Genomic DNA, 24,149 nt, shown 5'->3' on the forward strand with positions numbered 1-24,149 from the left:
CAATTTTATTTAGAAATAATTAACTAGTATTGCCATACTTATGGCAGAGAAAATTGTGGGATAAACATAATTTTTTTTAGAAATAAAAAAAACAGTTAAGGATAGTACAACAACAACAAATCTTACTAAGTAGCTTGAGTCATCCATTACACCAACCGGAAAAACAATTGTTCTTGCAATTAGAGCTGCCAAAGTTGCATAAGCTAAACAGTTGAACCATTTAAATATCTTGGAAGTTTCTTTTATACCCTCTGAGCTTACTGCCCCAAGAAATCTTGATAAAAAAGTTGCAAGGGACGTCACCAAAATTGCTAAAACGATACTAGTTGACATTCTTTTCTCCTATTAAATAAGCGATAGTACCACCAACTACTCCACCTAATAGAATAGACCATTCAGGTGAAAAAAAATAAAAAACAGGTCCTAAAATAATTCCAAGTAAAACTGATAAAGCGACTTGTCTTGTCTTTGAAGCTCCTACCATCATGCATAAAAAATAAACAGGATTTAAAATAGCTAAACCCATCATCATTTCCTTGTTTAAATATTCTGAAAAATAGAAACCTATTAAAGTACCAATTACAGCAACACTCCAAGTGGCGCTTCCAATGCCTATCCAGTAATCAATTCTATATTTTTCTGGAATAGTCTTGTAATTACTCTTCATAATCAACCAAGCCGATACAGCTATGAAATGGCATGAAAAATAATATTTCCATTTTGGTTGATCTTTATGCATCATTAATGGAAACAAAGAAACAGCCATTGGATATAAACGAGCATTAACAAACCAAACTGCTAAAAAAATATTTAATAAAGAAGCACCAACCAACAAAGACTCTGCCATAACGAGAGATCCTGGCAAAGCGTAAGTCAGCATTGTAGAAAAAACGCTTTCTTGAATATTAAATCCAAGATTTTTTAAAAGAGCTCCTATAGCAATAAAGCAACAACCTAATGCTATTGCCGGACTGTCAGGTGCTAATATTGATTTATATCCTTTAAAAAAGAAATCTTTATTTATCATTAGCCACCAAGGAATAGTCTACCAACATCAGGGTTTTGCAATAACTCGTCCCCTTTGCCAGCAATTGCAGTTTGTCCAGATACCAATACATATCCAATGTCTGCAAATTCTAAACCTTTTTTGGCATTTTGTTCTACTAAGATTATAGTTTTCTTTTCATTTTGTTGAAGATCTTTAAGTATCTCAAAAACCATATCGATATATCTTGGTTCTAAGCCAATTGATGGTTCGTCAACCAACAACACTGATGGTTTCATAACTAATGCTCTAGAAATTTCTAACAATCTTCTTTCGCCGCCAGATAAAACTTTAGCAGGTTGATTTCTTCTATTTCTTAATCTTTCATATTTTTCTAAAATTTTTTCAGCTTCCTCAAAAGACTCTTCGGTTTTATCTTTAATATATCCACCCATTAATAAATTTTCTTCAACTGTCATATCTGGGAATACTGAGTTATCTTGTAAAATATATGCAATTCCAACTGATTTTAATTTTTCAGCTGGTGTAAGATTTGTAATTTCCTTGCCTTCTATTTCAATTTGACCAGAGAAAATGTTTGTAAATCCATAAATTGAATGAAGAATTGTAGATTTACCAGCTCCATTTGGTCCAATCAAACATAATGATTGTGCTTTATTCACAAATAGATCAAAATTATGTAAAATTTCCATTTTACCATATCCGGCATTTAATTTTTTTATCGTTAAATGTATTTCATCTGGAGATAATTTTTTTAAATCTTCTGGCGTTGGAGCTTTTCCTAAAACTTCGTATTGATTAGACATTATTGAGCTCCTAAATATGCGTCGACAACTCTTTTGTCATTTTTAATTTCATCTGGTGAGCCATTCGCCAACATTTTACCATGTGCCAAACAAAATATATTTTCAGCTAATTGCATGATTACTCTCATATTATGTTCTATAACTAGAAGCGTAATTCCAAAATCTTGATTTACTTTTATTAATCTATCTATAATTCCATTAATTAATGTTGGGTTTATACCAGCTGTAGGTTCGTCTAATAATAACATTTCTGGTTCATTCATTAATGCCATAGCAAGCTCTAAAAGTTTTTGTTGTCCAAATGATAAATCTCCTGCTCTTAGTTTTCTCTTTTGATATAAACCTACGAAATTTAATAAATTTTCTGCTTTTTCTGTGAGCTCTTGAGGTATTTTAGAAAACAGTTTTAATAAACTTTCATCACTTCCTTTATGGCTAATAAGCATATTATCAATGCAGTTTAGTTTTCCATAAATTCTTGTTTGTTGAAATGTTCTTAACAATCCTAGCTTTGCTATTACGGGAACAGGAAGCTCAGAAACTTCTTTTCCATTAAATTTAATTGAACCTTGGTCAATTGGATAAGTGCCTACAATAGAATTGAACAAAGTGGTTTTTCCTGATCCATTAGGGCCGATCAATCCTACAATTTTACCTTTTTCAACTGACATTGAGATATCAACATTAGCTTTTACTCCCCCAAAAGATTTACTAACGTTACTAACTTCTAAAATACTCATTTTATCTCTACCTGAGCCTTTCGATCAGCTTCATCAACTACTTCTCCAAATCTGTGAGGATATTTTTCTCTCAACCAACCCATTAATCCTTCAGGGAAATAAATCACAATCACCACAATTAAAACTCCCAAGGCTACATACTGCCAGCCTAGGAAGAACGTCCAAAATCCTTCTTTAAAAATATGGAATATTGTTGCACCAATAACTGGTCCCCAAAGAGTTCCTTTACCACCTAATATTGCCATCAAAACCATGAACACTCCCATTTCTCTTCCGTCAAAAGCAACATCTGTAGAATCAATATATCCAACTAGTCCACCCATTATTCCTCCTGCAAGACCACAGAAAAATGCAGAAATCATCCAACCGATAATTTTATATTTCATTGTTGCAATTCCCATAGCTTCAGCCTTGTCTTCATTATCTCTGATTGCATTAAGGATTAACTTAAATCTAGTAGAGTAAATTGCTTTGACTGTAACGAATGTAAGTATCAAAACTAAGAAACTTAAAAAATAGAAGAACTCTCCTCTAGCTTCTAAGCCTCCTACATTAGGAAAAGGTGGAGTGGTAAAACCTTGCCCTGCTCCAATAATTTCAATTCCTCCAGAAATTTCACCAGCAGCTACTCCTAATCCTAGAGTGCAAATAGCAAAGTAGTGACCTCTCAATCCTAAAATTGCATAACCAATTAAACCAGCAACAATAGTTGGAACTACTGCAGCAACAACAAGTCCCATCGCCATACCTTGGAAAAATTGAGTAGGAGTATGTACAAATGTTTTTTCACCACCACTTTCTGTCCATTCTGCTAATGGAAAAAACATTCCAACCTGAACTGAAGCACACAAATACATACCCAGTCCATAAAACAAAATATTTCCAAATGTATTGTAGCCCATTTCTCCTCCTTGAATATTCCAAGTAGTTGCAAGAACAATTAGAATGCAAAGAATTGATAATTGTACTTTAAATGCTGGAAATATAAATGGTGCTGCTAAACCAAATATTAAAATTCCTATATAAAGTATTAAATTATTTTTGTTCATATAGACTATTAATTTTTTCTCTGAAATTTTGATCAACTGTAAAATAATGACCATCTTCATCATGTACACTTGAGCCTGATGAATGATATTCATCTAAGTGTTTTTTAAATTTATCTATATCAACCTCAACTGATTGACCTTGATTATCATTAATTTTAACTTTCCTCATTTTAAGTACTCTCTTTTTCTTGAAAGTTTAAATCTTCGATAAACTAAAATTAAAACTAGTAATAAAAATACTGATCCAATTCTAAATTCTGTTCCTAAAATATAATCTGCAAATTCCTCAAAAACTCCTAATCCCATTCCTGACATAGCAACACCTGGTAAATTTCCTAAACCAGCAACAATTACAATCATAAAAGATCTAATCGTATAAGGTAAACCCATATAGGGGTGAATAGTGAATGTTATAGAGATTAAAGCTCCAGCTACACCACATAAAGCAGCATTAATTCCAAAAGTTGCTGCGTATACTTTTTCAGTGTCTACACCTAAAATTTTTGCAGCACGTGCATTTTGAGCGGTTGCTCTAATTGCCCGTCCAAGTTTAGATTTTTTCATATAAATTACTAAGCAAACTGCAAATAAAATACTGATAAATGCTGAAAATATTTTTGAATTAGGAAGAACAACATTATTATCAAACAACATTGTTGTACCATAATCTGAGTTTGCAAGTACAACATCTGCACCAAATGCAAAGTTCATTAATTGCATGAATAAAATACTTATTCCAAAGGTAGCTAAAATTGAGATGAATAAGTCTCTATCAACTACTTTATTTATAACCAGTTTATAGATCGCAATACCTACGAAATACATTATGATTGGAGCAACAATTACTCCCCATGCTGGATGAATACCGTAAAGATACATAAAGTATGCAATGTATCCTCCTAAAATAACAAGATCTCCTTGAGCAATATTAATTATATTCATAACACCCCACTGAAGTGCCATTCCATAAGCAATTAACGCGAACAATACTCCTAAAAGAATACCATCCAAGCAAGCTTGAACAGTTATCATTGGGTATTGAAATACAAGAAAATCCATAAATTCTTTTTTTGGTTTATATAAAAAAAAGCCCCCTATTACTAGGGGGCTCAATTTTTAATTATTATCTTTCAGACCACTTTGGCATTGGGTGAACCAATTTAGCTGAAGCCCATTTTAAAGGAGCAACAACTTTGTTTTCACATTTTCCAGAGTCATCACAAATAACTTGGAAAAGTACCATAGGTTTATCTACATTCTGACCACCCTCTGCAAATTTTATGTTTCCATAAAAAGTTTGCATATTAGTTGCCGCGAGTGCATCTCTAACTTTCTTTTTATCAAAAGATCCTGCTCGTTCAAATGCATCTTTGAAAACCAATAAAGCAGCAGATGATTCTGCGGCTTGATATGGCGGATCATAACCAAATTCCTTTTCAAAGTCTGCAGCATAAGTCATTCCATCTTTAAAGAAGTCATCTTTATATGTTAGAGACTTGTGCCATTGAGAAGCACATAATGCGTATTGAGAATTAGCACCATGTTGATCTGATAACTTCGCAGCATCACAATGTGTCATAGCTAACATTGGAACATCAACTTTCATTTCAGAAATCTGTCTAACTGCAGTCAATGCTCCTTTAGTGTGACCTGATACAACTAGAACATCTGGTTTCATTTGTTTAACTTTAACCAAAGTTGCAGCCATATCATTTAGCTCTTTTGGTAATTTGTCATCAATGATAATTTCAGATCCAGTTCTTTTTGCTGCATCTAAAATACCTAATCTAACGTCCTGTGAAAAAGCATCTTGTTCAAAAGCTTGGGCAATTCTAACTGGTTTTCCACCATTTAACTCAACTGCTGTTTCAATTGCTACATCAAGATATAAGTTTGCTGGAGCTAGTACTGCAAATAGATATTTGTAACCTTTAGTAAACAAAGATCTAGATGCACCATTTGCCTCAACCATTGGAACACCATATTTTTCAGTTACAGGTGCAATCGCTTTTGTCAAACCTGAACTGTATGGGCCAAGCATAAACTCAACACCGTCTTGTGAAATTAATCTTTCTGCAAGCTGTGCAGCTCTCTTAGGGTTTGACTCATCATCATAGTAGATAATGTCAAACATGTAAGTTTTTCCACCAACTTTTACACCACCCATGCTGTTAATTCTGTCAACGGCCATGTTATAACCATTTTGAGTATGAACACCATTTGATGAGTACTTACCAGTTAAGGAAATCGCAGCACCTAAAATAATTTTGTCACCAACTACCTTTGCAAAAGATGCAACAGAAGTTGAAAATAAAATTACTAATGCAGAAACAAAACTTAAAATTATTTTATTTAACTTCATTTTATTTCCCCTTTAATTAATTAATGATTAATTAAATAAATAAATTGCATAAAATGCAAGTAGCAATAAAGACTTAGTTTAGGTTTAATATTGCTGTGTAATAACAATAATTCCAGCGATAATAACTAAAACACTCGCTGAAATTGTATTAATTGTTTTAGGATTTGCTGTAATCCATTTAATCAATTTTTGTGCAAGTATTGCATAACCAATCAAGGATAAAAAATCTAATACAATGTAAGTTGTAATTAAAATTATAAATTGACTTAAAAGATTAGAACTAAAATCAATAAATTGTGGAAATATAAAAGGAAAAAACATCCATGCCTTAGGGCTAGTTCCTGCAACTAAAAACCCATCTCTAAAAAAAGATAAATTACTTTTTGTAATTTCTTCCTTATCTTTTAAGTTTTTTGGGCGAGACTTATAAATATCATAAGCAAGATACAAAATGTAAAGAACTCCAATCCATTTGAAAATATTAAGAATTAATGAATTTTCTGAAAAAAAAGAACCTATTACAAAAATTACCAAAGTCGCTTGAATTAAATTTGCAGTAACATCACCAAGTGCTGACCAAACACATTTCCCTACACCATAATTCATTGAATAAGAAATTATAACTATTCTTGGAGTACCAGGGGTAATGAACAAAAAAATGATGATTTGTAAGTAGAGTATAAATTCTAAAGGAAGCATATTTTTAAAGAGAAGATAGTCCTTAAAAACCGGGAGCTAAAGATGGCTAAGAAGGACTATCTAGGTAATAATATCAGAGGGTAAAAAAAATGCATTAAATTTTTTTTTCAAATATAAAGGGTTTATGAAAAAAAAAGGGTTCACCCCGGTTACCAAAGTTAAAAATCCTGAACCCAACATTGACGACCCAGACTGGGTAATTTGGGCAGCTTGGGCAGACCGGATTACTTTTGAGGAAATTGAAAAAAAAACAGGTAAGCGAGAATCTGATGTAATTAAAATTATGAGAAGATCTCTAAAACCTTCTTCATTTAGATTATGGAGAAAAAGAGTAAATCAAAAAAGCATTAAGCATAGGAAAAAATTTGAATATTCTAGAAAAGAAATCACTAGTAAAATTAAAAAAGGTGACTATTTATAGGTCATGAAAAAAATTACTATGTATACAGGTCCACTATGTAACTATTGCGAAGCTGCGAAAAGATTATTAACAAGAAACAACGCTCCATATACCGAAATTGACATTTCAAAAGTTGAAGGCGCAATGGATGAAATGATAAAAAAAGCAAATGGAAAAAGAACAATTCCACAAATTTTTTTTGATGAGCAGCATATAGGTGGCTATGACGAAGTAAGAGCTCTAGAAAAAGAAAATAAACTTCAAGATTTGTTAAAAAATTAAAATTATTTTTAAACTTTTGGTTTAAAAACTAAACAGACACCATTATTACAATATCTTTTCCCTGTTGGTTCTGGACCATCATCGAATATATGCCCATGGTGACCACCACATTTTTTACAATGATATTCTGTTCTTCCATAACCTAAATGATAATCTGTTTTTGTTTCAAATACATCTGGCAAAGATTCATAAAAGGATGGCCAACCAGATCCACTTTCATATTTAGAATTTGAATCAAATAATTTCTCACCACAATTTGCGCAATGAAAACTTCCTTCTCTTTTTTCATGATTAAGTTCACTTGATCCAGCAAGTTCTGTGCCTTCCTCAAACAAAATTAATTTTTGTTCTGCTGTCAGGTTTGGATTAATTTTTTTTGTCATTTAAATATATTTAGCACAAGTTTGATGCAGTATAGAGTGCAATTCTACTAATTTTTCAAAATCTTTATTGTATCCTCCTCCTAAAACTCCACAAAAAGGTATTCTTTTTGAATAAAAATTTTCTATTACAAGCTCATCTCTTAATTTTACACCTTGATCGGAAATTTTTAATTTACCTAATCGATCATTAAAATGAATATCTACTCCTGCAATATAAAAAACAAAATCAAAATTTTCTTGATTTAACTCTGTTAAATAGTGCTTTAACGTTTTGATGTAAGTATCATCCTCTGTGTTATCTTCTAGTTCTACGTCTAAATCACTAATAGATTTTTTTGCAGGATAATTAGTTTTTGAATGCATACTAAACGTAAAAACATTTCTATTTTCTTTAAAAATATCTGAATTTCCATTTCCTTGATGAACATCAAGATCTACAATTAAAATTTTATTTGCTAGGCCCCTGTTTAGCAAATAATGAGCTGCAACTGCTACATCATTAAATACACAGTAACCGGCACCACCATTGTAATTAGCGTGGTGGCTCCCTCCAGCCGTATTACAAGAAATTCCATAATTTATAGCAAGTTTTGATGCCAACACAGTCCCCCCTGTTCCAACCAAAGATCTCTTAACAACACTGTCTACCAAAGGAAAACCTATTTTTTTAACACCATCTATGTCTAAAGTTTTATTTGTGATGTCTCTTATATATTTTTCAGAATGAGCAAATTTTAATGTTTCAGATGAGCATGGATAAGGTTTATGAAACTTTTTGACTACATTTTTTTTAATTAAATAATTTGCAAGTTCACTAAATTTATTTATTGGAAATTTATGATTATCTCCAATTTTTGCAAAATAATCTTCGTGATTTACAACTGGTAACTCCATGGTTACTCTAAAACTCTGATTGGCTTTCCATTAACACAAGCCTCTAATCCCTCGATCATTTGATTGTAAAAAATACTGTAATTTTCTGCTGTTACATATCCTATATGCGGAGTTAACAAAGCGTTAGGTAAAAATCTTAATTTATTATTTTCAGGCAGAGGTTCTTTTTCATAAACATCGATTCCAGCTCCAGCAATTACATTAGTTGATAATGCTATAATCAAATCATCTTCATTAACTATTGGACCTCTTGAGGTATTAATTAAAAAAGCTGTCTTCTTCATATTGTCTAACTCTTTTAATGTTATGCAATCTTTGTATCTCTCTCCACCTTGCACATGAATGGATAAAACATCTGAGTTCTTAATTAAATCATCTTTACTACATGGTAAGACATCTAGCTCTTTGCATTTATCTAAACTTAAATTTTCACTCCAAGCCATAACTTGCATTCCAAAAGCTTTTCCAATTTTTGCAACTTCACTTCCTACTCTTCCTAATCCAATTAATCCTAATATTTTTCCTTTTAACTCAACACCAATAGTAGTTTGCCAGTATCCTTGATACATATTATCAAACTCTTCTTTAAAATTTCTAGCTAAGCCAAGAATTAATGCCCAAGTTAATTCTGGTGTTGGATTGATATTAATATCTGTTCCACAAACTATAATTTTTCTTTTTTTAGCAGCTTCTAGGTCTATAGATCTGTTTCTTAATCCACTCGTGATAACAAATTTTAAATCACTTAAATTATCAATAAGATTTTTTGTAATTGGTGTTCTTTCCCTCATTATCAAAAGAGCCTCAAAATCAGCTAATTGTTCAATAGCGTCCGCCTCGTCTACAAAAGGCTCACTGAAAATTTTAAATTCATATTTTCCAGATAATTTTTCTAAATCAACAAATTGTTGAGCAACATTTTGGTAATCATCTAATATAGCTACTTTAAGCATTTTTAATTTTTTTGTTTGATAAAAATAGACCTAATATAATTAAAATAGACCCAATTAAATGAAAAAATAAAAATTTTTCATTAAAAAGTATGATTGCAAAAATTGTACTGAATAAAGGAATTAATGATAAAAAAATTCCTGCCCGATTAGCTCCAATAATCGCAACAGCACCTGCCCAACAATAGTAAGAGCCAATACTTGGAAACAAAGCAATATAAAATAAAATATAAAAAAAGTTACTATTTATCTCTACAACTTTATCTTGAATTATATCAATAAAAAATAGAGGCAAAAGAAATATTAAGCCAAAAGTGCATATGATTTGCACAAGGGCAAGTAGAGAAACATCAAAATTTCTTTTTCTTAAATATGCTGAATAAACTCCCCATGCAATTATCGCACCTATCATAAATAAATCTCCTTTATTAAAATTTAAAGAAAGCAAAATATTAAGATCCAATCTTGTGATAATAGCTAAAATACCTAATACAGAAATAAACAGGCCTGATAATTGAAAAATATTTGTTTTTTCAATTTTTAACAAAAAACAAACTAAAATTATTGTAACTGGTATTGCAGTATTAAAAAGAGATGCATTGATTACTTGGGTATGGTTTAAAGCATTATAAGTAAATGAAGTAAATATACAAACACTGGTAAAACCAAGGATAAAAAATAAAGATAAATTTTCTTTAATTTTATACTTTAATTTAAATATCTCCTGATAGGTAAAGGGAAATAAAATTATCCATACAAGACACCATCTTAAAAATGAAAGAGTATTTGGTGGTATGTTTTGCAAGTATGCAAATTTTGCAATTGTAAAATTGCCTGCCCAAAATAATGTTGCACAAACCAACATTAAATATGCTTTGGTGTTCTGACCCACTTAGCTAAATCTTAACGAACTATAAGGTTTTAAATCTAAGTTTGTATTTTCGTTCGCTATCATTCCTGAAACAATCTTTCCAGAAATTGGACCTAAAGTCCATCCTAAATGATGATGTCCAAAACAATAATAAACATTTTTATAATTTTTTGATGGCCCCATGACAGGTAAAAAGTCTGGTAAAGTTGGTCTAAATCCTAACCACTCATCCTCATGCTCAGGTAAATCACCAAGCATATATTTTGCATTATTAATTAAATTTTTAACTCTAGATTTTGACAAAGGATTTTCCAATCCACCAAATTCAACTGTACCAACTACTCTTAATCCTTGTTCCATTGGTGTAATACCAAAACCACGGTTTGAAAATATTACTGGTCGGCTTAATAAATGATCACAGTTTTTAAAATGAACATGATATCCTCTTTCAGTATCTAGAGGAATTTGTTCATCTAAATTATCAGTCAATTTTTTAGAAAAAGCGCCACAAGCAATTACTGCTTTATCAAAAATATAACTTTGTGTTTCAGTTTTAAAAATAGGTTTTTCATCATCAAATTTTATATCTTTAATATTTACTTTGTTAAACTTTCCACCTTTTTGTAAAAATAGATCAAATAATTTTAAAAGAATTCTTTTTGGATTTCGAGCATGTCTTGCATAAGGATAGTAAACTCCAGCATGATAGAAAGGTTTAATATGGGGTTCTAAATCATGAATTTCAGCTTTATTAACTAGTTGCTGCTTTACTCCCAATTCATCTCTAACTCTAATTTCTAATTCCCTACTTTTTAAATCTTGATCATTCCAGATATAAAGTATTCCTTTGTTTTCCACTAATCCTTCAAGATCTATTTCATCAAATAATTCATCATAAGCTGGTAAAGCTAAATCTAAAATTTGATGCATATTTTTTGCAGTATGCATCATCTTAGTTTTTGAGGTGTTCATGATAAATTTCATGAACCATGGAATCATTTTTGGAACATAATTCCATTTTAAAGCTAGAGGGCCAGTTGAACTTAACAACATAGCTGGAACATCTGCTAAGACATCAGTTCTATTTAAAGAAAGAGAAGCATAAGGCGAGAAATGTCCTGCATTTCCATATGATGCTGCTTGGCTTCCTGGATTGTCTCTATCAAATATTGTTACATTAAATCCCTTTTTTTGAAGGAACAATGCATTTGATACACCTTGGATACCTGCGCCAACTATACCAACCTTAATGTTCTTGTTCATGAGAATGTTATACAATTAAAAAATTAAATTTTCATAGTGACAAATTATGCTTAATTAAATTATATGATTTAAGCAATCATCTGTTTATGATTTATCTTAGCACTAAGAACAATACCGAACCCGATCATAGTTGCTAACATAGAGGAACCTCCATAGGACATTATTGGTAACGGGGAACCAACAATTGGCAATAAACCTAAGACCATTGAAAGATTTACAACAATATAAATAAATATTGCAAAAGCAAATCCAAAGCAAAACAATCTTGAAAAATTGCTTCTTGAGATGGCACCTATTCTCAAAATTCTAATAATAATAATTGAATACAAAACCAACAATCCTACTGATCCTATAAATCCAAACTCTTCAGAAAATAAAGTGAATATAAAATCAGTATGTTTTTCAGGTAAAAAATCCAAATAACTTTGTGTGCCTTTTAAAAAACCTTTGCCCTCTAAGCCACCAGAACCTATTGCTATTTTTGACTGAATTATTTGATAACCAGCGCCCAATGGATCTCTATCAGGGTCTAAAAAAGTCAATATTCTCAATTTTTGATAAGGCTTTAAGAAAGAAATTACAAAAGGTAATGATATTAAAAAAACTATAAAAGAATAAATAAAATATTTTATCTTAACGCCTCCCAGCCATAAAACAATTAATCCACTTGATGCAATGAGAATTGAAGTTCCTAAATCTGGTTGTGAGAGCACCATAATAATTGGTATTAAAATAATAGTTATAACTGTCATAATACTTGTAACTGAGTTTACATTTTCAATTTTAACTCTGTGATAATATTTTGCTAAGCAAAGAATAATTGCTATCTTCATTAACTCTGAAGGCTGTAAATTAAATAAATATAAATCCATCCATCTTCTTGAACCTGAAGACTTTATTCCAAAAAAAGAAACATAAATTAATAAAAGAATTACAACAACATAAAACAAGTATGATAAATTATGCCACCATTTGATGTTAAAAAAAGCAATGAAAATCATTATAGGAAAAAAAATTATAATTTTGCTAAAATGACTTTTTGTATGAAAAAGAATTTCACCACCATCTGTTGAATACATCACAAATAAACTCAATATTGATAGTAAAAATATACTTATCAACAAAACATAATCTAACTCTTTAACTTTTTGCCAAAAAGTAAGTTCATTATTAAATCTATCGTGTTGAAACATTAAATTTTTATTTCCTCAAAATTTTTTTGTTTATTTCTTAAATCGTTTCTATCTATAATTAATTTGAACAATTCTTTTGCTATTGGCGCTGCAGTTCTGCTTCCTGAACCACCATGCTCAACTATAATACTTAATGCATATCTAGGATTAATATACGGACCATAGGCAACAAATAATGCATGATCTCTATCTTTGTAAGGGATTTGTTCAATTTTCAAATCAAGTTCTCTTTCTCGCATGCTAATTCTCTTGACCTGTGCGGTTCCAGTTTTGCCTGCAAATTGGTATTTTGGATCATCTATTCTAGATTTATAGGAAGTTCCGTATAATTCATTAGTTGAACTAAACATTGCTTCTTGAACAATTTTTATATTTCTAGGATCATTAAATAATTTTTTTTCTTGAGTATGCAAAGTTTCTTCTTTTAATTTTCTTTTTATTTCTTCAAGTGGCATAGGATTATTATCAACAATTATTCTTGGTTTTATTGAATAGCCTCCATTAGCAATCTGGGCTGTCATAAGGCATAATTGAAGTGGAGTTGCTTGAGTATAACCTTGACCTATTCCAGTTATTAATGTTTCACCAAGAACCCAGCCTTTTCCAAGATTATTTTTTTTCCATTTAGTGTTTGGAAATAAACCTGATTTCTCAAAATCAAAATAATCTCCTAATACTTTTTTACCTAGACCAAATTTTTCAGCTGTAACATTTAGTCGATCTACCCCTAGTAATCTTGCAACTTCATAAAAATAGGTATCACATGATTGTTTCATTGCATTTTTTAAACTTACAAATCCATGACCTTTTTCTTTCCAACAGTGAAAAGTCTGTCCATAGAGCTCCATCTTACCAGTGCATTTAACTTTAAAACTTGGACTAACAATTTTATTTTCTAAGGCAGATAAAGCTACAATTGGTTTTATTGTAGATCCTGGAGAATAAAGTCCTGCAAGTGTCTTATTTACTAGTGGTTTTAATGGATTATTTCTAATTAATGCCCAATCATCATTGCTAATACCAAATAAAAATTTGTTTGGGTCATAAGAAGGAGAAGAGTACATTGCGATGATATCGCCCGTATAAATATCCATTACACTTATAGATCCAGCACGATCATTTAAAAGTTTACCACAAGCTTTTTGAACCTCAGTATCAACGGTTAATCTTACTCTTAAACCTTGTTTTCCTTTTTGATGTTCAAGTTGATTAATTCTTTTGCCATAAGCGTTTACTTCATATCTTTGAATTGCGTTTGTACCAATTAAGTAGTTCTCTAAAGTTTTTTCTAAACCTAATTTTCCAATTTTCATTCCTGGAACAAACCTTTCTTGAACTGTTTCATTAGCAAGAATTTCTTCTTCATTAGGTTGACTGACATATCCTAAAATATGTGTATAAGTTTCACTAAAAGGATAATTTCTTGAAATAGTCATAACTGGTTTAACACCAACTAAATCATATAAATAATTATTTATTTTTAAAAAATCACTCCAGGATAAATTTTCAGAAACAATAATACTTTCCCAAGGTTTTAATTTATTTTTTAATTTTAAAATTTTTTCTATTTTTTTATCACTTAAATTGAGTAGGGTTTTTAAACGTGTTAACAAATAATTAAAGTTTTCAACTTGTTCAGGAATAATATGAAGTTGGTATACTTTTAAATTTCCAGCTATCACATTACCAAAATAATCTACAATATCACCTCTCACAGGTGGTAACTTCCACTCTCTAATTCTATTTTTATCTGAAAGAGTAAGATATTTTTTATTTTCATTAACTTGTAGAGAAAAAAGTCTAGCTACAATTCCTGTAAAAATTATTATTTTTGCAGCACCAATAATGAACATCCGTCTATTAATTACGTCTGTTTTTCTAATTCCTGAATTTCCTTTAATCATTCTTTTTAAGTAAAATTTTGCTGTTTAAAATGTTAAATAAAATGAAAAATAATGGATAAAATAAAAAAGTAAAACCAGAGTTTATCAAGTAGCTCATATAATCTACTTGATATAAAAATATTAAATCCAAAATTATTACTTGAATTGAATTTATAAGCAAAACAGCAATAATAAATGAAAGCCAATCGTTTATAAATTTAGGGCTTAATGTAATTTGTCTTATATACGACGTAATAGTACAGATTAATAAGTAACAAAAACTGCTTATTCCAATTGGAATACCAATTACTACATCATTAATAATTCCTGCTAAAAAAATTGCAAAGTATCCTAGCTGGTCTGGATTTCTTAAAGTCCAAAAAAAAATTAAAATGAAAATAAAGTTAAATGAAAAATAATCTAATTTTAAATAATTAAAATCAAATTCATTAAACACTGAAAAAAACAAAAGAATAATTGGCAAATATGAGAGGAGTGACCTAAGAAATGTACTTTTATTTAATGAAGCCATTATTTCTCCTCACCTATTTTAAATTCTACAATCTTTACAAAACTTAATTGTCCAAAATCAGAATAAAAACTTAATTGCTCTAAATTGTTTGTTATTTTACCAACTGGAATACCTGGTTTAAAAATTCCACCAAGACCAGAGGTATACACAATAGCATCATTTTCTATCTGATTTTCTTTATACTCATCTTTGGTATATTCAATTATTCCATGATCCTTACCAGTTCCAGAAGCCACAGCTTGTAGAAATGGAGGTTGAATTACTACTGGTATTTTACTATTTAAATCTGACAACAGTAGAGCTCTAGAATTTGAGTAATTTACCTCAATAATCTGACCCACAAGATAGTTTCGATCCATTACTGCCATTCCCATTTTTACATTGTCTTTAGTACCTCTATTCAAGACTATTGATTTTAAATAAGGGCTTTCTCTATCAATTAAAACTCTTGCAAATATATCTTCTGAATTTATGCTTTCATCAATCAACTCTCTAAGTTTTTTATTTTCAGCACTTAAAATATTATTTAATACTTTTATCTCATCTGTATTTTCTATTTTAATTAATCGGCTTTGGTGATTTTTATAAAAATCAAGGTGTGATTTAAATTCAGATATTAACTCTTTAATTTTATTTTCTGGAACTGATACAATGTAAGAAGATCTATATATTACTTCGTTAATTCCTAATTTAACAAGTTGAATTGGTTTAAAATTAAAATTACTTAAAATTATTATAACAACAGATAATATAATTAAGGTTATAAGTGAAAACTTTTGTTGATCTTTCTTTTTTAAAAAAACTGATCTTAAGGCAATAACAAAGTCGTCTCTGCCTTTTACCATCTTTTAATATTCAGATAACATAGTAGAAAAAGTTTCTTCTTGATCCAAAGCTTTACCTGTTCCAACTGCAACACAAGATAATGGATCATCAGCAACATGTACTGGTAAACCTGTTTCTTTTGAAAATCTTTTGTCAATATTTTTTAATAAGGCTCCACCACCTGTTAAAGTAAGACCCATATCTACCAGGTCAGCAGACAATTCAGGGGGAGTATTTTCCAAAGCATCTTTGATTGCATTAACCATTTCTTTCAAAATATCATTAAGTGCTTCAGCAGTATCTTCCTCTGTAATGTTTACTTCTTTTGGAGTACCTGATCTTAAATCTCTACCTTTTACTGGGTAAGTATTAGTTCCTGTTGGAATAGCTGTACCCATTTCTTTCTTAATTTTTTCAGCAGTAGTGTCTCCAATCAGTAAATTGTATTCTTTTCTCATGTAATTTACTATTGCTGTATCCATAGCATCACCAGCAACCCTTAGGGATTTAGAATAAACCAATCCTCCTAGTGACATGACTGCTATCTCACTGGTACCACCACCTATATCAACAATCATTGACCCTGTGGCTTCAGAAATTGGAAGTCCGGCTCCAATAGCTGCAGCAATTGGTTCTTCAATTAATTGAACTCTTCTTGCTCCCGCAGCTAATGCACTGTCTTGAATTGCTTTTCTTTCAACCGGTGTTGAACCAGTTGGTACACAAATTAAAATTCTAGGATTGGCAAAAGTACTACCTTTGTGAACTTTTTTTATAAAGTGTTTGATCATCTCTTCTGTAACTATAAAGTCTGCTATAACACCATCTCTTAAAGGTCTGATAGCACTAATATTCCCAGGTGTTCTTCCAAGCATTGTTTTGGCTTCATCACCAACAGCTAAAACATTTTTCTTTCCGCCTTGATCAACAATTGCAACAACAGATGGTTCATTAAGAACAACACCTTTTCCTTTTAATACCACTAATGTATTTGCCGTTCCAAGATCAATTGCCATATCTTGGCTCCAAACTTTTTTAATGCTATCGAATAATCCCATTATATTCCCCTTACCTTTTGACTTTCTTGCTCCATTGGAGCTGTTTTATCTCGTTTAATTATCATTTTATTTAATGCATTTATATAAGCATTTGCAGAAGCAACTAAAGTATCAGTATCTGCTGCTTGACCCACAGTTGTTTTTCCATTCTCCTCAATTTTTACACTTACGGTAGCTTGAGCATCAGTACCTTCGGTTACAGCATGCACTTGATAAAGCTGTAAATTTACATCATGAGGATAAAGAGTTTTTATACATTTAAATATTGCATCAACTGGTCCATCCCCAGTTTCTGTAGCTTGTTTTACATCTCCATATACATCTAAAGTCATTTCTGCTTTTTGAGGCTCTCCTGTACCAGCAAACACTTTTAATGATTTTAAGTTAATTGCGCTAACTTTATTATCAACTATTAAACTATCATCGACTAATGCAATAATATCTTCATCATAAACATGTTTTTTCTTGTCTGCTAAAACCTTAAACTTTGCAAATGCATTTCCTACTACATCGTCTGTTAAATCTGGATAACCCAAACTGTTTAATTTATCTTTAAAAGCATGACGACCAGAATGTTTACCCATTACTAGTGAGGTTTGTTTAACTCCAACACTCTCTGGGGTCATAATTTCATAAGTCTGTCTATTTTTTAACATTCCATCTTGATGAATGCCTGCCTCATGGGCAAATGCATTTTTTCCAACAATTGCTTTATTATATTGGACTGGAAATCCAGTTGCATTTGAAACTATCTTTGATGCTTTACTTAATAAAGTTGTGTTAATTCCAGTTTCGTAAGGCATCAAGTCTGGTCTTGTTTTAATTGCCATAACAACTTCCTCTAATGCAGCATTTCCTGCTCTCTCACCTAAACCATTTATAGTACATTCAATTTGTCTTGCTCCTGCTTGAACACCAGCTAAAGAATTAGCTACTGCTAATCCTAAATCATTGTGGCAATGAGTAGATAAAATTGCTTTATCAATGTTAGGAACTTTATTTAAAAGTGTTTCAATGATTTTTGTGAACTCAGATGGTATTGTATAACCAACAGTATCAGGGATATTAATTGTTTTTGCTCCATTTTTTATTGCAAGCTCAACTGTTTTACACATATAATCCATATCAGTTCTTGTCCCATCTTCACATGACCACTCAACATCATCAGTAAATTTTCTTGCATAAGAAACATGTTTACCAATTGATTCATAAACATCTTCGGGTGACATATTTAATTTATGTTTCATATGTAGAGGACTTGTTGAAATAAAAGTATGTATTCTAAATCTAGGAGCATGTTTTAATGCTTCGTAAGCTCTATCAATATCTTTCACTGAATGTCTAGATAATCCTGCTGGAATAGAATTTTTTAAAATCTTACTGACTTCAGAAACTGCCTCAAAATCTCCAGGTGATGCTATAGGAAAACCTGCTTCGATAATATCAATTCCCAATTCATCAAATACTCGAGCAATCTGAATTTTTTCCTCCAAACTCATAGATGCACCAGGTGATTGTTCACCATCACGCATAGTTGTATCAAATATAAAAACTCTATCTTTGTCGCTCATAATAAAAATTTTTGGATAATCTATAATACAATCTATAAGAGAGATTGCAAAATAATTAGTATAAATAGCTAAATTTTTTCGTCCATTTTAGGTGATACAAAAATTAATTATAAATAGACTCAATTTTAGGCATCAAGTGTAAAAGTTCCTTTGTGTATTCATGGGTAGGGTTCAAAAATAAGTCCTCAGTATTTGAAACTTCACATAACTTGCCATCTTTTAGAACTCCAATTCTATCACACATTTGTCTTACAACAGGTAAGTCATGGCTAATGAATAAAATAGTTAGATTTAATTGCTCTTGAAGATCTTTTAACAAATTTAATATTTGAGCTTGAATACTAACATCTAGTGCAGATGTGGGCTCATCACAAACCAAAAGCCTTGGCTGAGTTGCCAAAGCTCTTGCAATTGAAATTCTTTGTCTTTGACCACCAGAAAATTCATGTGGATATCTATCTGCTGATTTTTGAGACATTTCAACAGAGTCTAATAAATCGTAGACATAATTATTTAGATCAGAATTAGATATCGAAGGATTGTGAAGCGTAATAGGCTCAGCAATAATATCTTTTACTTTCAATCTACCATTTAGTGATGAATAGGGATCTTGAAAAATCATTTGTATTTGTTTTCTAAATTTCATTAGTTCTGATCTATTTTTTATTTTTGTAATACAAGTATTATCAAAAAATATATCTCCTGATGAAGGTTTAAATAAATTTACTATCATTTTTGCAATAGTTGATTTTCCACTACCACTTTCTCCTACCAATCCAAATGACTCCCCTTCTTTTATTTCAAATGTAACATTGTTTACAGCCAACACAGAATTTTTAGAATTTTCTGTAAAAAAATTGTCATCAAAACTTTTATTAAGATTTTTAACTTGAACTAAATCTTGGTTGATAATTTCTTTTTTAGTCCATCTATTCAAAATTTTGATGTTATTTTCTTTATTTTTATTTTCTTTTTCTACTATTACAAATCTTGAAATTTTCTTGTTGGTAGGTGGAACCGAGCTTACAAGACTTTTAGTATAACTTTGTTGAGGAGTTGTTAATATTTTTTTTGTTTCACCAATTTCGACTAAATTTCCACTTTTCATCACAGCTACACGATTGGCTGTTTCAGCAATAACACCCATATCATGAGTGATTAAAATCACAGCTAAGTTTCTTTCTTTTGTTAGTTTTTTAATTAAATCTAAAATCTGTGATTGAATAGAAACATCTAGAGCAGTAGTGGGTTCATCAGCAATCAGTAATTCTGGTTCGCAACATAAAGCTAAAGAAATAACCACTCTTTGTCTCATTCCTCCTGAAAACTGATGAGGATAATCATTAAATCTTTTTTCAGCATCCTTAATTCCAACTTCTTTTAATAAATTAATAGATTTATTTTTTGCTTCCATTTTGTTTAAATTTAGATGAGTTTGTATAGTTTCGATTAATTGTTCACCAACAGTTAATATTGGATTTAAAGATGTTTGTGGATCTTGAAATATTAATCCAATTTTATTACCCCGATATTTAATTATACTCTCTGGGTTTTCATGAATATTTAAGTCTCCCAAAATTACTGAGCCTTTCGAAACTTTTCCTGGCTCATCAATTAAATTAATTATAGCGTTTCCAACAGTACTTTTTCCAGAACCAGACTCTCCAACTAATCCTAAAATTTCACCTTTATTTACCTCAATATTTATGTTTTTAGCTGCATAAACAGTTTCTTTACGCATTTTATAATCAACACTTAAATTATTTATTTTTAAAAAACTCATTTTTTTAATTTTGGATTTAAAGTATCCCTCATCCAGTCTCCTAATAAATTAATTGAAAAAGCTAATATCACCAAAAAAATTGCTGGAAAAAAAGTAATCCACCATTCTCCCGAAAATAAAAAATCATTACCTAACCTTATTAAAGTCCCTAAAGAAGGAGTAGTTGGAGGAACTCCAACTCCTAAAAAACTTAAAGTCGACTCAGCCAAAATAGCAAGAGCCAAACCTATAGTACCAATGACTAAGACTGGTCTCAAAATATTTGGCAAAATATGCTTAAACATAATAACTAAATTAGAAACTCCTATTATTGTTGATGCAGAGACATAATCTTTATTTTTTTCTACCAATGTGGCTGCTCTTGATACTCTTGCAAATTGTGGCCACTCAGAAATTCCAATAGCAAATATTAAAACGTATATTGCCATCTCATCATGCATCTCTCTTGAGATTAATCCTCTTGCTATTCCATCAACCAAAAGTGCCATCAATATACTGGGTACAGTCAACTGAACATCTGTAAGTCTCATTACAATCATTTCATATTTGCCTCCAAAATAACCAGCTGTTAATCCCAACCCAACTCCAAGAATTAAACTAAATATGATAGCAGCAAATCCAACAATAAGTGAAATTCTACATCCGTATAATATGGTTGATAACATATCTCTCCCTTGACCATCTGTTCCTAAAATAAATTGTGCTAAACCATCCTCTGTCCAAGATGGAGGTGTAAATGCATCCATCAAAGATAACGATGATGGATCAAAAGGCGTGTAGGGTGTTAAAAATTCAATAAAAAAAGAACAAAAAAAAATAATAAATAAAATTACTGAAGATATAATTGCAGTCGGAGATTTTATGAAACTATGATAGATATCACTATCTTTAATTCTTTCCCATCTTGTTAATTTTAAATTATTATCCACTTGCGGCATCTCCTTTAACTCTAATCCTTGGATCAATAAAATAATATAGAATATCAACTATAAAATTTATCATCACAAAAACAAACGCGATGAAAACTAAATAAGCTGACATAATTGGTATATCTACAAATTGAACAGCTTGTATAAACAAGAAGCCCATTCCAGGCCATTGAAAAACTGTTTCAGTTATAATTGAAAACGCAATTAGAGTTCCTATGTTAATTCCAGCAATTGTTATTACAGGTATCAATCCATTTTTAAGTGCATGTTTGTATTTAATACTGTCTTCACTAATTCCACGTGCTCGGGCAAATTTTATATAATCAGTTTGTAAAATTTCCATCATTTCAGCTCTTACTAGCCTTATGATATATGTCATTTGAAAAAGACTTAATGTGACTGATGGAAGAATTATCGCTTTAAGACCTGAAACTGTTAAAAAACCTGTTGTCCAAAATCCTATATCAACAACTTCTCCCCTTCCAAACGAGGGGAGCACTCCAAGAATTACAGCAAATAAGTAAATAAATAATATTCCAATTACAAATGTGGGGAGTGACACTCCGAGCAATGATATTGCTAAAACAAAGTCACTTAAAAAACCCTTTCTATTTATACCTGTATAAACTCCTAAAAGAGTTCCTGTCACTAATGCTATCAAAGCAGAAATTACGACAAGTTCAATAGTAGCTGGTAATCTCTCAACAATCAGTTCAGACACAGGTCTTCTTAATTGATAAGAAATACCAAACTCTCCTTTAGACGCATTGATTACAAATCTTGAAAATTGAACATGAATTGGGTCCATTAAACCCAATGTTTCTCTTAATTCAGCTCTTTCTTCATCTGAAGTTTCTTCTCCTACCATGTTGTTTATTGGGTCTCCAACAAAATTGAACAAGGAAAAAGAGACAAAGGCAACAACTAGCATTACCAAAGCTGATTGAAATAATCTTTTAAAAAAATACTTTATCAATTTATGAGGATTTTAAATTTATAAGCCCCTTATAAACTTAAGGGGCTTATAATAATTTTAATTTAATTTACGCTAGCAGCTCTAAATAACGGTTCGTTATTAGGCCTGATAGGAACGTTCACGTTACTTTTAGATGCCCAAGAAATTACTTGGTGGTGTAAAGGAAGATAAGCAATATCATCTTTTACAATTTTCCACGCATTCGCAATTGCAGCGTTTCTTTTATCTAAATCAACTTCACCTTCCATAACTCTAATTGCAGCATCTACATCAGGGTTACTGAAGTTAACTTTGTTCCAACTAGCACCTGTTTCATATAAATAATGAAATACGTAATGACTATCTAAAGTTGGTACACCCCATCCAAGCATATAAAAATCACCTTGGTCATCTTTTAGCTCTTTGAAGTGTTTACTTTTTGTTTGAGCAAACAAGTTAACGTTAACTCCAATTTTACCCAACATACCAACAACAGCTGTACAAATTGCTTCATCATTTACATATCTATCGTTAGGACATCTAAGCTCAACATCAAACCCATTAGGATAACCTGCGCTAGCTAAAAGTTTTTTTGCTGCATCAACATCATAAGGTAATCTTTTATCAAGTTCTGCTGTGTAACCATTTACTCCTGGGAATGTAATTATTCCAGCTGGCTCACTTAGACCTCTCATTACTTTTTTCTTGATAGCCTCAATGTCAATTGCTTGATAAAGTGCTTGTCTAACTTCTTTTTTCTTGAAAGGATTATCACCAGTGTTTCCAGTTCTTAATTTATCTGCTGCTTGATCCATTCCTAAAAAGATTGTTCTCATCTGCGGTGTGCTTACAACTTGATGTCCTGAAGAAGAACCAATTCTTTTTAAATCTTGAACAGGTGCATCAGTCACTAAATCAATCTCACCAGACAGTAAGGCAGCTACTCTTGTTGCAGCATTTTTAATTGGAAGTAACTCAATTTGCTTTATGCCATCATCTTCCATATCACCCCACCAATGCTTATTTCTTTTAAAGACTGTTTTTGTATTTGGTTCTCTCAAAGTAATTTTAAAAGGACCAGTTCCTAAAGCATTAGTTGCTGAAAAGGTTTCTTGTCCTGCATCCCAATTCTGAGGAGACATTGCAAAGTTTGCCTCTGACCAAGCTCTAGACATTATAAATATGTTTGATAATTGATTTAAAAGTATAGGATTAGGTTTGCTTGTTGTAATTTTAACAGCATACTCCCCAACAGCTTTAACATCAGATATTGTGCTAATATATTCTTTAAAATCAGATGTTCTTTGTTTAGCTCTTAATATACTAAATACAACGTCAGCTGATGTCATTTTAGAACCATCAGAAAATTTTACATCTTCTCTTAAATTAAAGATCCAAGTATTAGGATCTGTAGCTGTCCATTTTCTTGCTAACGCTGGTTCAATTTTCATATCTACTGCTCTTTGAACAAGAGCTTCATAAACTTGTCTAGATACTTGAGTAGTTGGACCTTCGTTTTGTGCGTGTGGATCTAGTGTAAGACTGTCTCCTTGCATTGACCATTTGATAGTTTTTGCCCATGCTGAAGAAAATCCAAATGCTAGAACTAATGATAGTAATATTTTTACTAAATTTTTAGCCTTCATAATTAACCTCTTTTTTAAATTTATAAAAAAATTATAAGTGAAAAAAAAAGATTATTACAGATATAAAAA

Annotated in this window: 26 protein-coding genes; 2 read left to right on the top strand and 24 right to left on the bottom strand. The window is 30.9% G+C overall.

Going from position 1 to position 24,149, the window contains the following annotated elements; all coding sequences use genetic code 11:
- Positions 1-9: 9 nt before the first annotated feature.
- From ACTTBO_RS07160 to ACTTBO_RS07200, 9 genes are all read right to left on the bottom strand, one after another.
- Positions 10-333, bottom strand: coding sequence for an AzlD domain-containing protein (locus ACTTBO_RS07160; RefSeq protein WP_440657037.1), 324 nt, complete (start codon positions 331-333; stop codon positions 10-12).
- Positions 323-1,027 carry an AzlC family ABC transporter permease gene (locus ACTTBO_RS07165; RefSeq protein WP_440657038.1) on the bottom strand — a complete coding sequence of 235 codons (705 nt, stop codon included), beginning with the start codon at positions 1,025-1,027 and terminating at the stop codon, positions 323-325. The genes ACTTBO_RS07160 and ACTTBO_RS07165 overlap by 11 nt, the downstream gene beginning before the upstream one ends.
- Positions 1,027-1,812 (bottom strand): ABC transporter ATP-binding protein, encoded by a 786-nt coding sequence (locus ACTTBO_RS07170; RefSeq protein ID WP_440657039.1) that lies wholly within the window; start codon positions 1,810-1,812, stop codon positions 1,027-1,029. Before ACTTBO_RS07170 ends, ACTTBO_RS07165 begins: the two co-directional genes overlap by 1 nt.
- On the bottom strand, positions 1,812-2,552 hold the full coding sequence (locus ACTTBO_RS07175) for an ABC transporter ATP-binding protein (RefSeq protein ID WP_440657040.1): 741 nt from the start codon (positions 2,550-2,552) through the stop codon (positions 1,812-1,814). The genes ACTTBO_RS07170 and ACTTBO_RS07175 overlap by 1 nt, the downstream gene beginning before the upstream one ends.
- On the bottom strand, positions 2,549-3,601 hold the full coding sequence (locus ACTTBO_RS07180; RefSeq protein ID WP_440657041.1) for a branched-chain amino acid ABC transporter permease: 1,053 nt from the start codon (positions 3,599-3,601) through the stop codon (positions 2,549-2,551). Before ACTTBO_RS07180 ends, ACTTBO_RS07175 begins: the two co-directional genes overlap by 4 nt.
- A complete protein-coding gene (locus ACTTBO_RS07185) occupies positions 3,588-3,770 on the bottom strand; it encodes a hypothetical protein (RefSeq protein ID WP_262590330.1) in 183 nt (60 codons plus the stop codon). Before ACTTBO_RS07185 ends, ACTTBO_RS07180 begins: the two co-directional genes overlap by 14 nt.
- Positions 3,767-4,660 carry a branched-chain amino acid ABC transporter permease gene (locus ACTTBO_RS07190; RefSeq protein ID WP_440657042.1) on the bottom strand — a complete coding sequence of 298 codons (894 nt, stop codon included), beginning with the start codon at positions 4,658-4,660 and terminating at the stop codon, positions 3,767-3,769. Before ACTTBO_RS07190 ends, ACTTBO_RS07185 begins: the two co-directional genes overlap by 4 nt.
- A gap of 64 nt (positions 4,661-4,724) precedes the next feature.
- A complete protein-coding gene (locus ACTTBO_RS07195) occupies positions 4,725-5,963 on the bottom strand; it encodes an amino acid ABC transporter substrate-binding protein (RefSeq protein WP_440657043.1) in 1,239 nt (412 codons plus the stop codon).
- Positions 5,964-6,047: 84 nt separating this feature from the next.
- Positions 6,048-6,662 (bottom strand): LysE family translocator, encoded by a 615-nt coding sequence (locus ACTTBO_RS07200; RefSeq protein WP_440634279.1) that lies wholly within the window; start codon positions 6,660-6,662, stop codon positions 6,048-6,050.
- 124 nt (positions 6,663-6,786) lie between these two features.
- Between ACTTBO_RS07200 and ACTTBO_RS07205 the strand changes: the two genes are divergently transcribed.
- Both ACTTBO_RS07205 and grxC read left to right on the top strand, forming a co-directional pair.
- A complete protein-coding gene (locus tag ACTTBO_RS07205) occupies positions 6,787-7,083 on the top strand; it encodes a TIGR03643 family protein (protein ID WP_440657044.1) in 297 nt (98 codons plus the stop codon).
- A gap of 3 nt (positions 7,084-7,086) precedes the next feature.
- Positions 7,087-7,344 carry a glutaredoxin 3 gene (grxC, locus tag ACTTBO_RS07210; RefSeq protein WP_440653768.1) on the top strand — a complete coding sequence of 86 codons (258 nt, stop codon included), beginning with the start codon at positions 7,087-7,089 and terminating at the stop codon, positions 7,342-7,344.
- Between the two features lie 8 nt (positions 7,345-7,352).
- On the opposite strand, the gene msrB is transcribed toward grxC, so the two are convergent.
- From msrB to ACTTBO_RS07285, 15 genes are all read right to left on the bottom strand, one after another.
- Complete coding sequence (msrB, locus tag ACTTBO_RS07215) at positions 7,353-7,727, bottom strand: peptide-methionine (R)-S-oxide reductase MsrB (RefSeq protein WP_440657045.1); 375 nt, start codon at positions 7,725-7,727, stop codon at positions 7,353-7,355.
- Positions 7,728-8,621, bottom strand: coding sequence for a histone deacetylase family protein (locus tag ACTTBO_RS07220; protein ID WP_440657046.1), 894 nt, complete (start codon positions 8,619-8,621; stop codon positions 7,728-7,730).
- A gap of 2 nt (positions 8,622-8,623) precedes the next feature.
- Positions 8,624-9,574 carry a D-2-hydroxyacid dehydrogenase family protein gene (locus tag ACTTBO_RS07225; protein WP_440618103.1) on the bottom strand — a complete coding sequence of 317 codons (951 nt, stop codon included), beginning with the start codon at positions 9,572-9,574 and terminating at the stop codon, positions 8,624-8,626.
- A complete protein-coding gene (locus tag ACTTBO_RS07230) occupies positions 9,567-10,463 on the bottom strand; it encodes a DMT family transporter (RefSeq protein WP_440657047.1) in 897 nt (298 codons plus the stop codon). The genes ACTTBO_RS07225 and ACTTBO_RS07230 overlap by 8 nt, the downstream gene beginning before the upstream one ends.
- Entirely contained in the window at positions 10,464-11,705 is a 1,242-nt protein-coding gene (locus ACTTBO_RS07235; protein WP_440657048.1) for an NAD(P)/FAD-dependent oxidoreductase, read from the bottom strand.
- Positions 11,706-11,773: 68 nt separating this feature from the next.
- Positions 11,774-12,898: a rod shape-determining protein RodA gene (gene rodA / locus ACTTBO_RS07240; RefSeq protein WP_440657049.1), complete on the bottom strand. Its 1,125-nt coding sequence runs from the start codon at positions 12,896-12,898 to the stop codon at positions 11,774-11,776.
- On the bottom strand, positions 12,898-14,802 hold the full coding sequence (gene mrdA / locus ACTTBO_RS07245; RefSeq protein WP_440657050.1) for a penicillin-binding protein 2: 1,905 nt from the start codon (positions 14,800-14,802) through the stop codon (positions 12,898-12,900). Before mrdA ends, rodA begins: the two co-directional genes overlap by 1 nt.
- A complete protein-coding gene (mreD, locus tag ACTTBO_RS07250) occupies positions 14,795-15,313 on the bottom strand; it encodes a rod shape-determining protein MreD (RefSeq protein ID WP_440657051.1) in 519 nt (172 codons plus the stop codon). The genes mrdA and mreD overlap by 8 nt, the downstream gene beginning before the upstream one ends.
- Entirely contained in the window at positions 15,313-16,158 is an 846-nt protein-coding gene (mreC, locus tag ACTTBO_RS07255; RefSeq protein WP_440657052.1) for a rod shape-determining protein MreC, read from the bottom strand. Before mreC ends, mreD begins: the two co-directional genes overlap by 1 nt.
- A 3-nt stretch (positions 16,159-16,161) precedes the next feature.
- Positions 16,162-17,196 (bottom strand): rod shape-determining protein, encoded by a 1,035-nt coding sequence (locus ACTTBO_RS07260; protein ID WP_440657053.1) that lies wholly within the window; start codon positions 17,194-17,196, stop codon positions 16,162-16,164.
- Positions 17,196-18,767 carry a 2-isopropylmalate synthase gene (locus tag ACTTBO_RS07265; protein WP_440657054.1) on the bottom strand — a complete coding sequence of 524 codons (1,572 nt, stop codon included), beginning with the start codon at positions 18,765-18,767 and terminating at the stop codon, positions 17,196-17,198. The genes ACTTBO_RS07260 and ACTTBO_RS07265 overlap by 1 nt, the downstream gene beginning before the upstream one ends.
- Positions 18,768-18,870: 103 nt before the next feature.
- A complete protein-coding gene (locus ACTTBO_RS07270) occupies positions 18,871-20,550 on the bottom strand; it encodes a dipeptide ABC transporter ATP-binding protein (protein WP_440657055.1) in 1,680 nt (559 codons plus the stop codon).
- Complete coding sequence (locus tag ACTTBO_RS07275; protein WP_440657056.1) at positions 20,547-21,479, bottom strand: ABC transporter permease; 933 nt, start codon at positions 21,477-21,479, stop codon at positions 20,547-20,549. The genes ACTTBO_RS07270 and ACTTBO_RS07275 overlap by 4 nt, the downstream gene beginning before the upstream one ends.
- Positions 21,472-22,455: an ABC transporter permease gene (locus tag ACTTBO_RS07280; protein ID WP_440652176.1), complete on the bottom strand. Its 984-nt coding sequence runs from the start codon at positions 22,453-22,455 to the stop codon at positions 21,472-21,474. The genes ACTTBO_RS07275 and ACTTBO_RS07280 overlap by 8 nt, the downstream gene beginning before the upstream one ends.
- Positions 22,456-22,517: 62 nt before the next feature.
- Positions 22,518-24,080 carry an ABC transporter substrate-binding protein gene (locus ACTTBO_RS07285; protein ID WP_440657057.1) on the bottom strand — a complete coding sequence of 521 codons (1,563 nt, stop codon included), beginning with the start codon at positions 24,078-24,080 and terminating at the stop codon, positions 22,518-22,520.
- Positions 24,081-24,149 lie beyond the last annotated feature (69 nt).

Source organism: Candidatus Pelagibacter sp. HIMB1509 (assembly GCF_052047855.1).
Taxonomy (GTDB): domain Bacteria; phylum Pseudomonadota; class Alphaproteobacteria; order Pelagibacterales; family Pelagibacteraceae; genus Pelagibacter.

Coding starts and splice junctions, on each gene's coding strand:
- ACTTBO_RS07160 (WP_440657037.1), bottom strand. CDS start 333: ATGTCAACTAGTATCGTTTTAGCAATTTTGGTGACGTCCCTTGCAACT.
- ACTTBO_RS07165 (WP_440657038.1), bottom strand. CDS start 1,027: ATGATAAATAAAGATTTCTTTTTTAAAGGATATAAATCAATATTAGCA.
- ACTTBO_RS07170 (WP_440657039.1), bottom strand. CDS start 1,812: ATGTCTAATCAATACGAAGTTTTAGGAAAAGCTCCAACGCCAGAAGAT.
- ACTTBO_RS07175 (WP_440657040.1), bottom strand. CDS start 2,552: ATGAGTATTTTAGAAGTTAGTAACGTTAGTAAATCTTTTGGGGGAGTA.
- ACTTBO_RS07180 (WP_440657041.1), bottom strand. CDS start 3,601: ATGAACAAAAATAATTTAATACTTTATATAGGAATTTTAATATTTGGT.
- ACTTBO_RS07185 (WP_262590330.1), bottom strand. CDS start 3,770: ATGAGGAAAGTTAAAATTAATGATAATCAAGGTCAATCAGTTGAGGTT.
- ACTTBO_RS07190 (WP_440657042.1), bottom strand. CDS start 4,660: ATGGATTTTCTTGTATTTCAATACCCAATGATAACTGTTCAAGCTTGC.
- ACTTBO_RS07195 (WP_440657043.1), bottom strand. CDS start 5,963: ATGAAGTTAAATAAAATAATTTTAAGTTTTGTTTCTGCATTAGTAATT.
- ACTTBO_RS07200 (WP_440634279.1), bottom strand. CDS start 6,662: ATGCTTCCTTTAGAATTTATACTCTACTTACAAATCATCATTTTTTTG.
- ACTTBO_RS07205 (WP_440657044.1), top strand. CDS start 6,787: ATGAAAAAAAAAGGGTTCACCCCGGTTACCAAAGTTAAAAATCCTGAA.
- grxC (WP_440653768.1), top strand. CDS start 7,087: ATGAAAAAAATTACTATGTATACAGGTCCACTATGTAACTATTGCGAA.
- msrB (WP_440657045.1), bottom strand. CDS start 7,727: ATGACAAAAAAAATTAATCCAAACCTGACAGCAGAACAAAAATTAATT.
- ACTTBO_RS07220 (WP_440657046.1), bottom strand. CDS start 8,621: ATGGAGTTACCAGTTGTAAATCACGAAGATTATTTTGCAAAAATTGGA.
- ACTTBO_RS07225 (WP_440618103.1), bottom strand. CDS start 9,574: ATGCTTAAAGTAGCTATATTAGATGATTACCAAAATGTTGCTCAACAA.
- ACTTBO_RS07235 (WP_440657048.1), bottom strand. CDS start 11,705: ATGAACAAGAACATTAAGGTTGGTATAGTTGGCGCAGGTATCCAAGGT.
- rodA (WP_440657049.1), bottom strand. CDS start 12,898: ATGTTTCAACACGATAGATTTAATAATGAACTTACTTTTTGGCAAAAA.
- mrdA (WP_440657050.1), bottom strand. CDS start 14,802: ATGATTAAAGGAAATTCAGGAATTAGAAAAACAGACGTAATTAATAGA.
- mreD (WP_440657051.1), bottom strand. CDS start 15,313: ATGGCTTCATTAAATAAAAGTACATTTCTTAGGTCACTCCTCTCATAT.
- mreC (WP_440657052.1), bottom strand. CDS start 16,158: ATGGTAAAAGGCAGAGACGACTTTGTTATTGCCTTAAGATCAGTTTTT.
- ACTTBO_RS07260 (WP_440657053.1), bottom strand. CDS start 17,196: ATGGGATTATTCGATAGCATTAAAAAAGTTTGGAGCCAAGATATGGCA.
- ACTTBO_RS07265 (WP_440657054.1), bottom strand. CDS start 18,767: ATGAGCGACAAAGATAGAGTTTTTATATTTGATACAACTATGCGTGAT.
- ACTTBO_RS07270 (WP_440657055.1), bottom strand. CDS start 20,550: ATGAGTTTTTTAAAAATAAATAATTTAAGTGTTGATTATAAAATGCGT.
- ACTTBO_RS07285 (WP_440657057.1), bottom strand. CDS start 24,080: ATGAAGGCTAAAAATTTAGTAAAAATATTACTATCATTAGTTCTAGCA.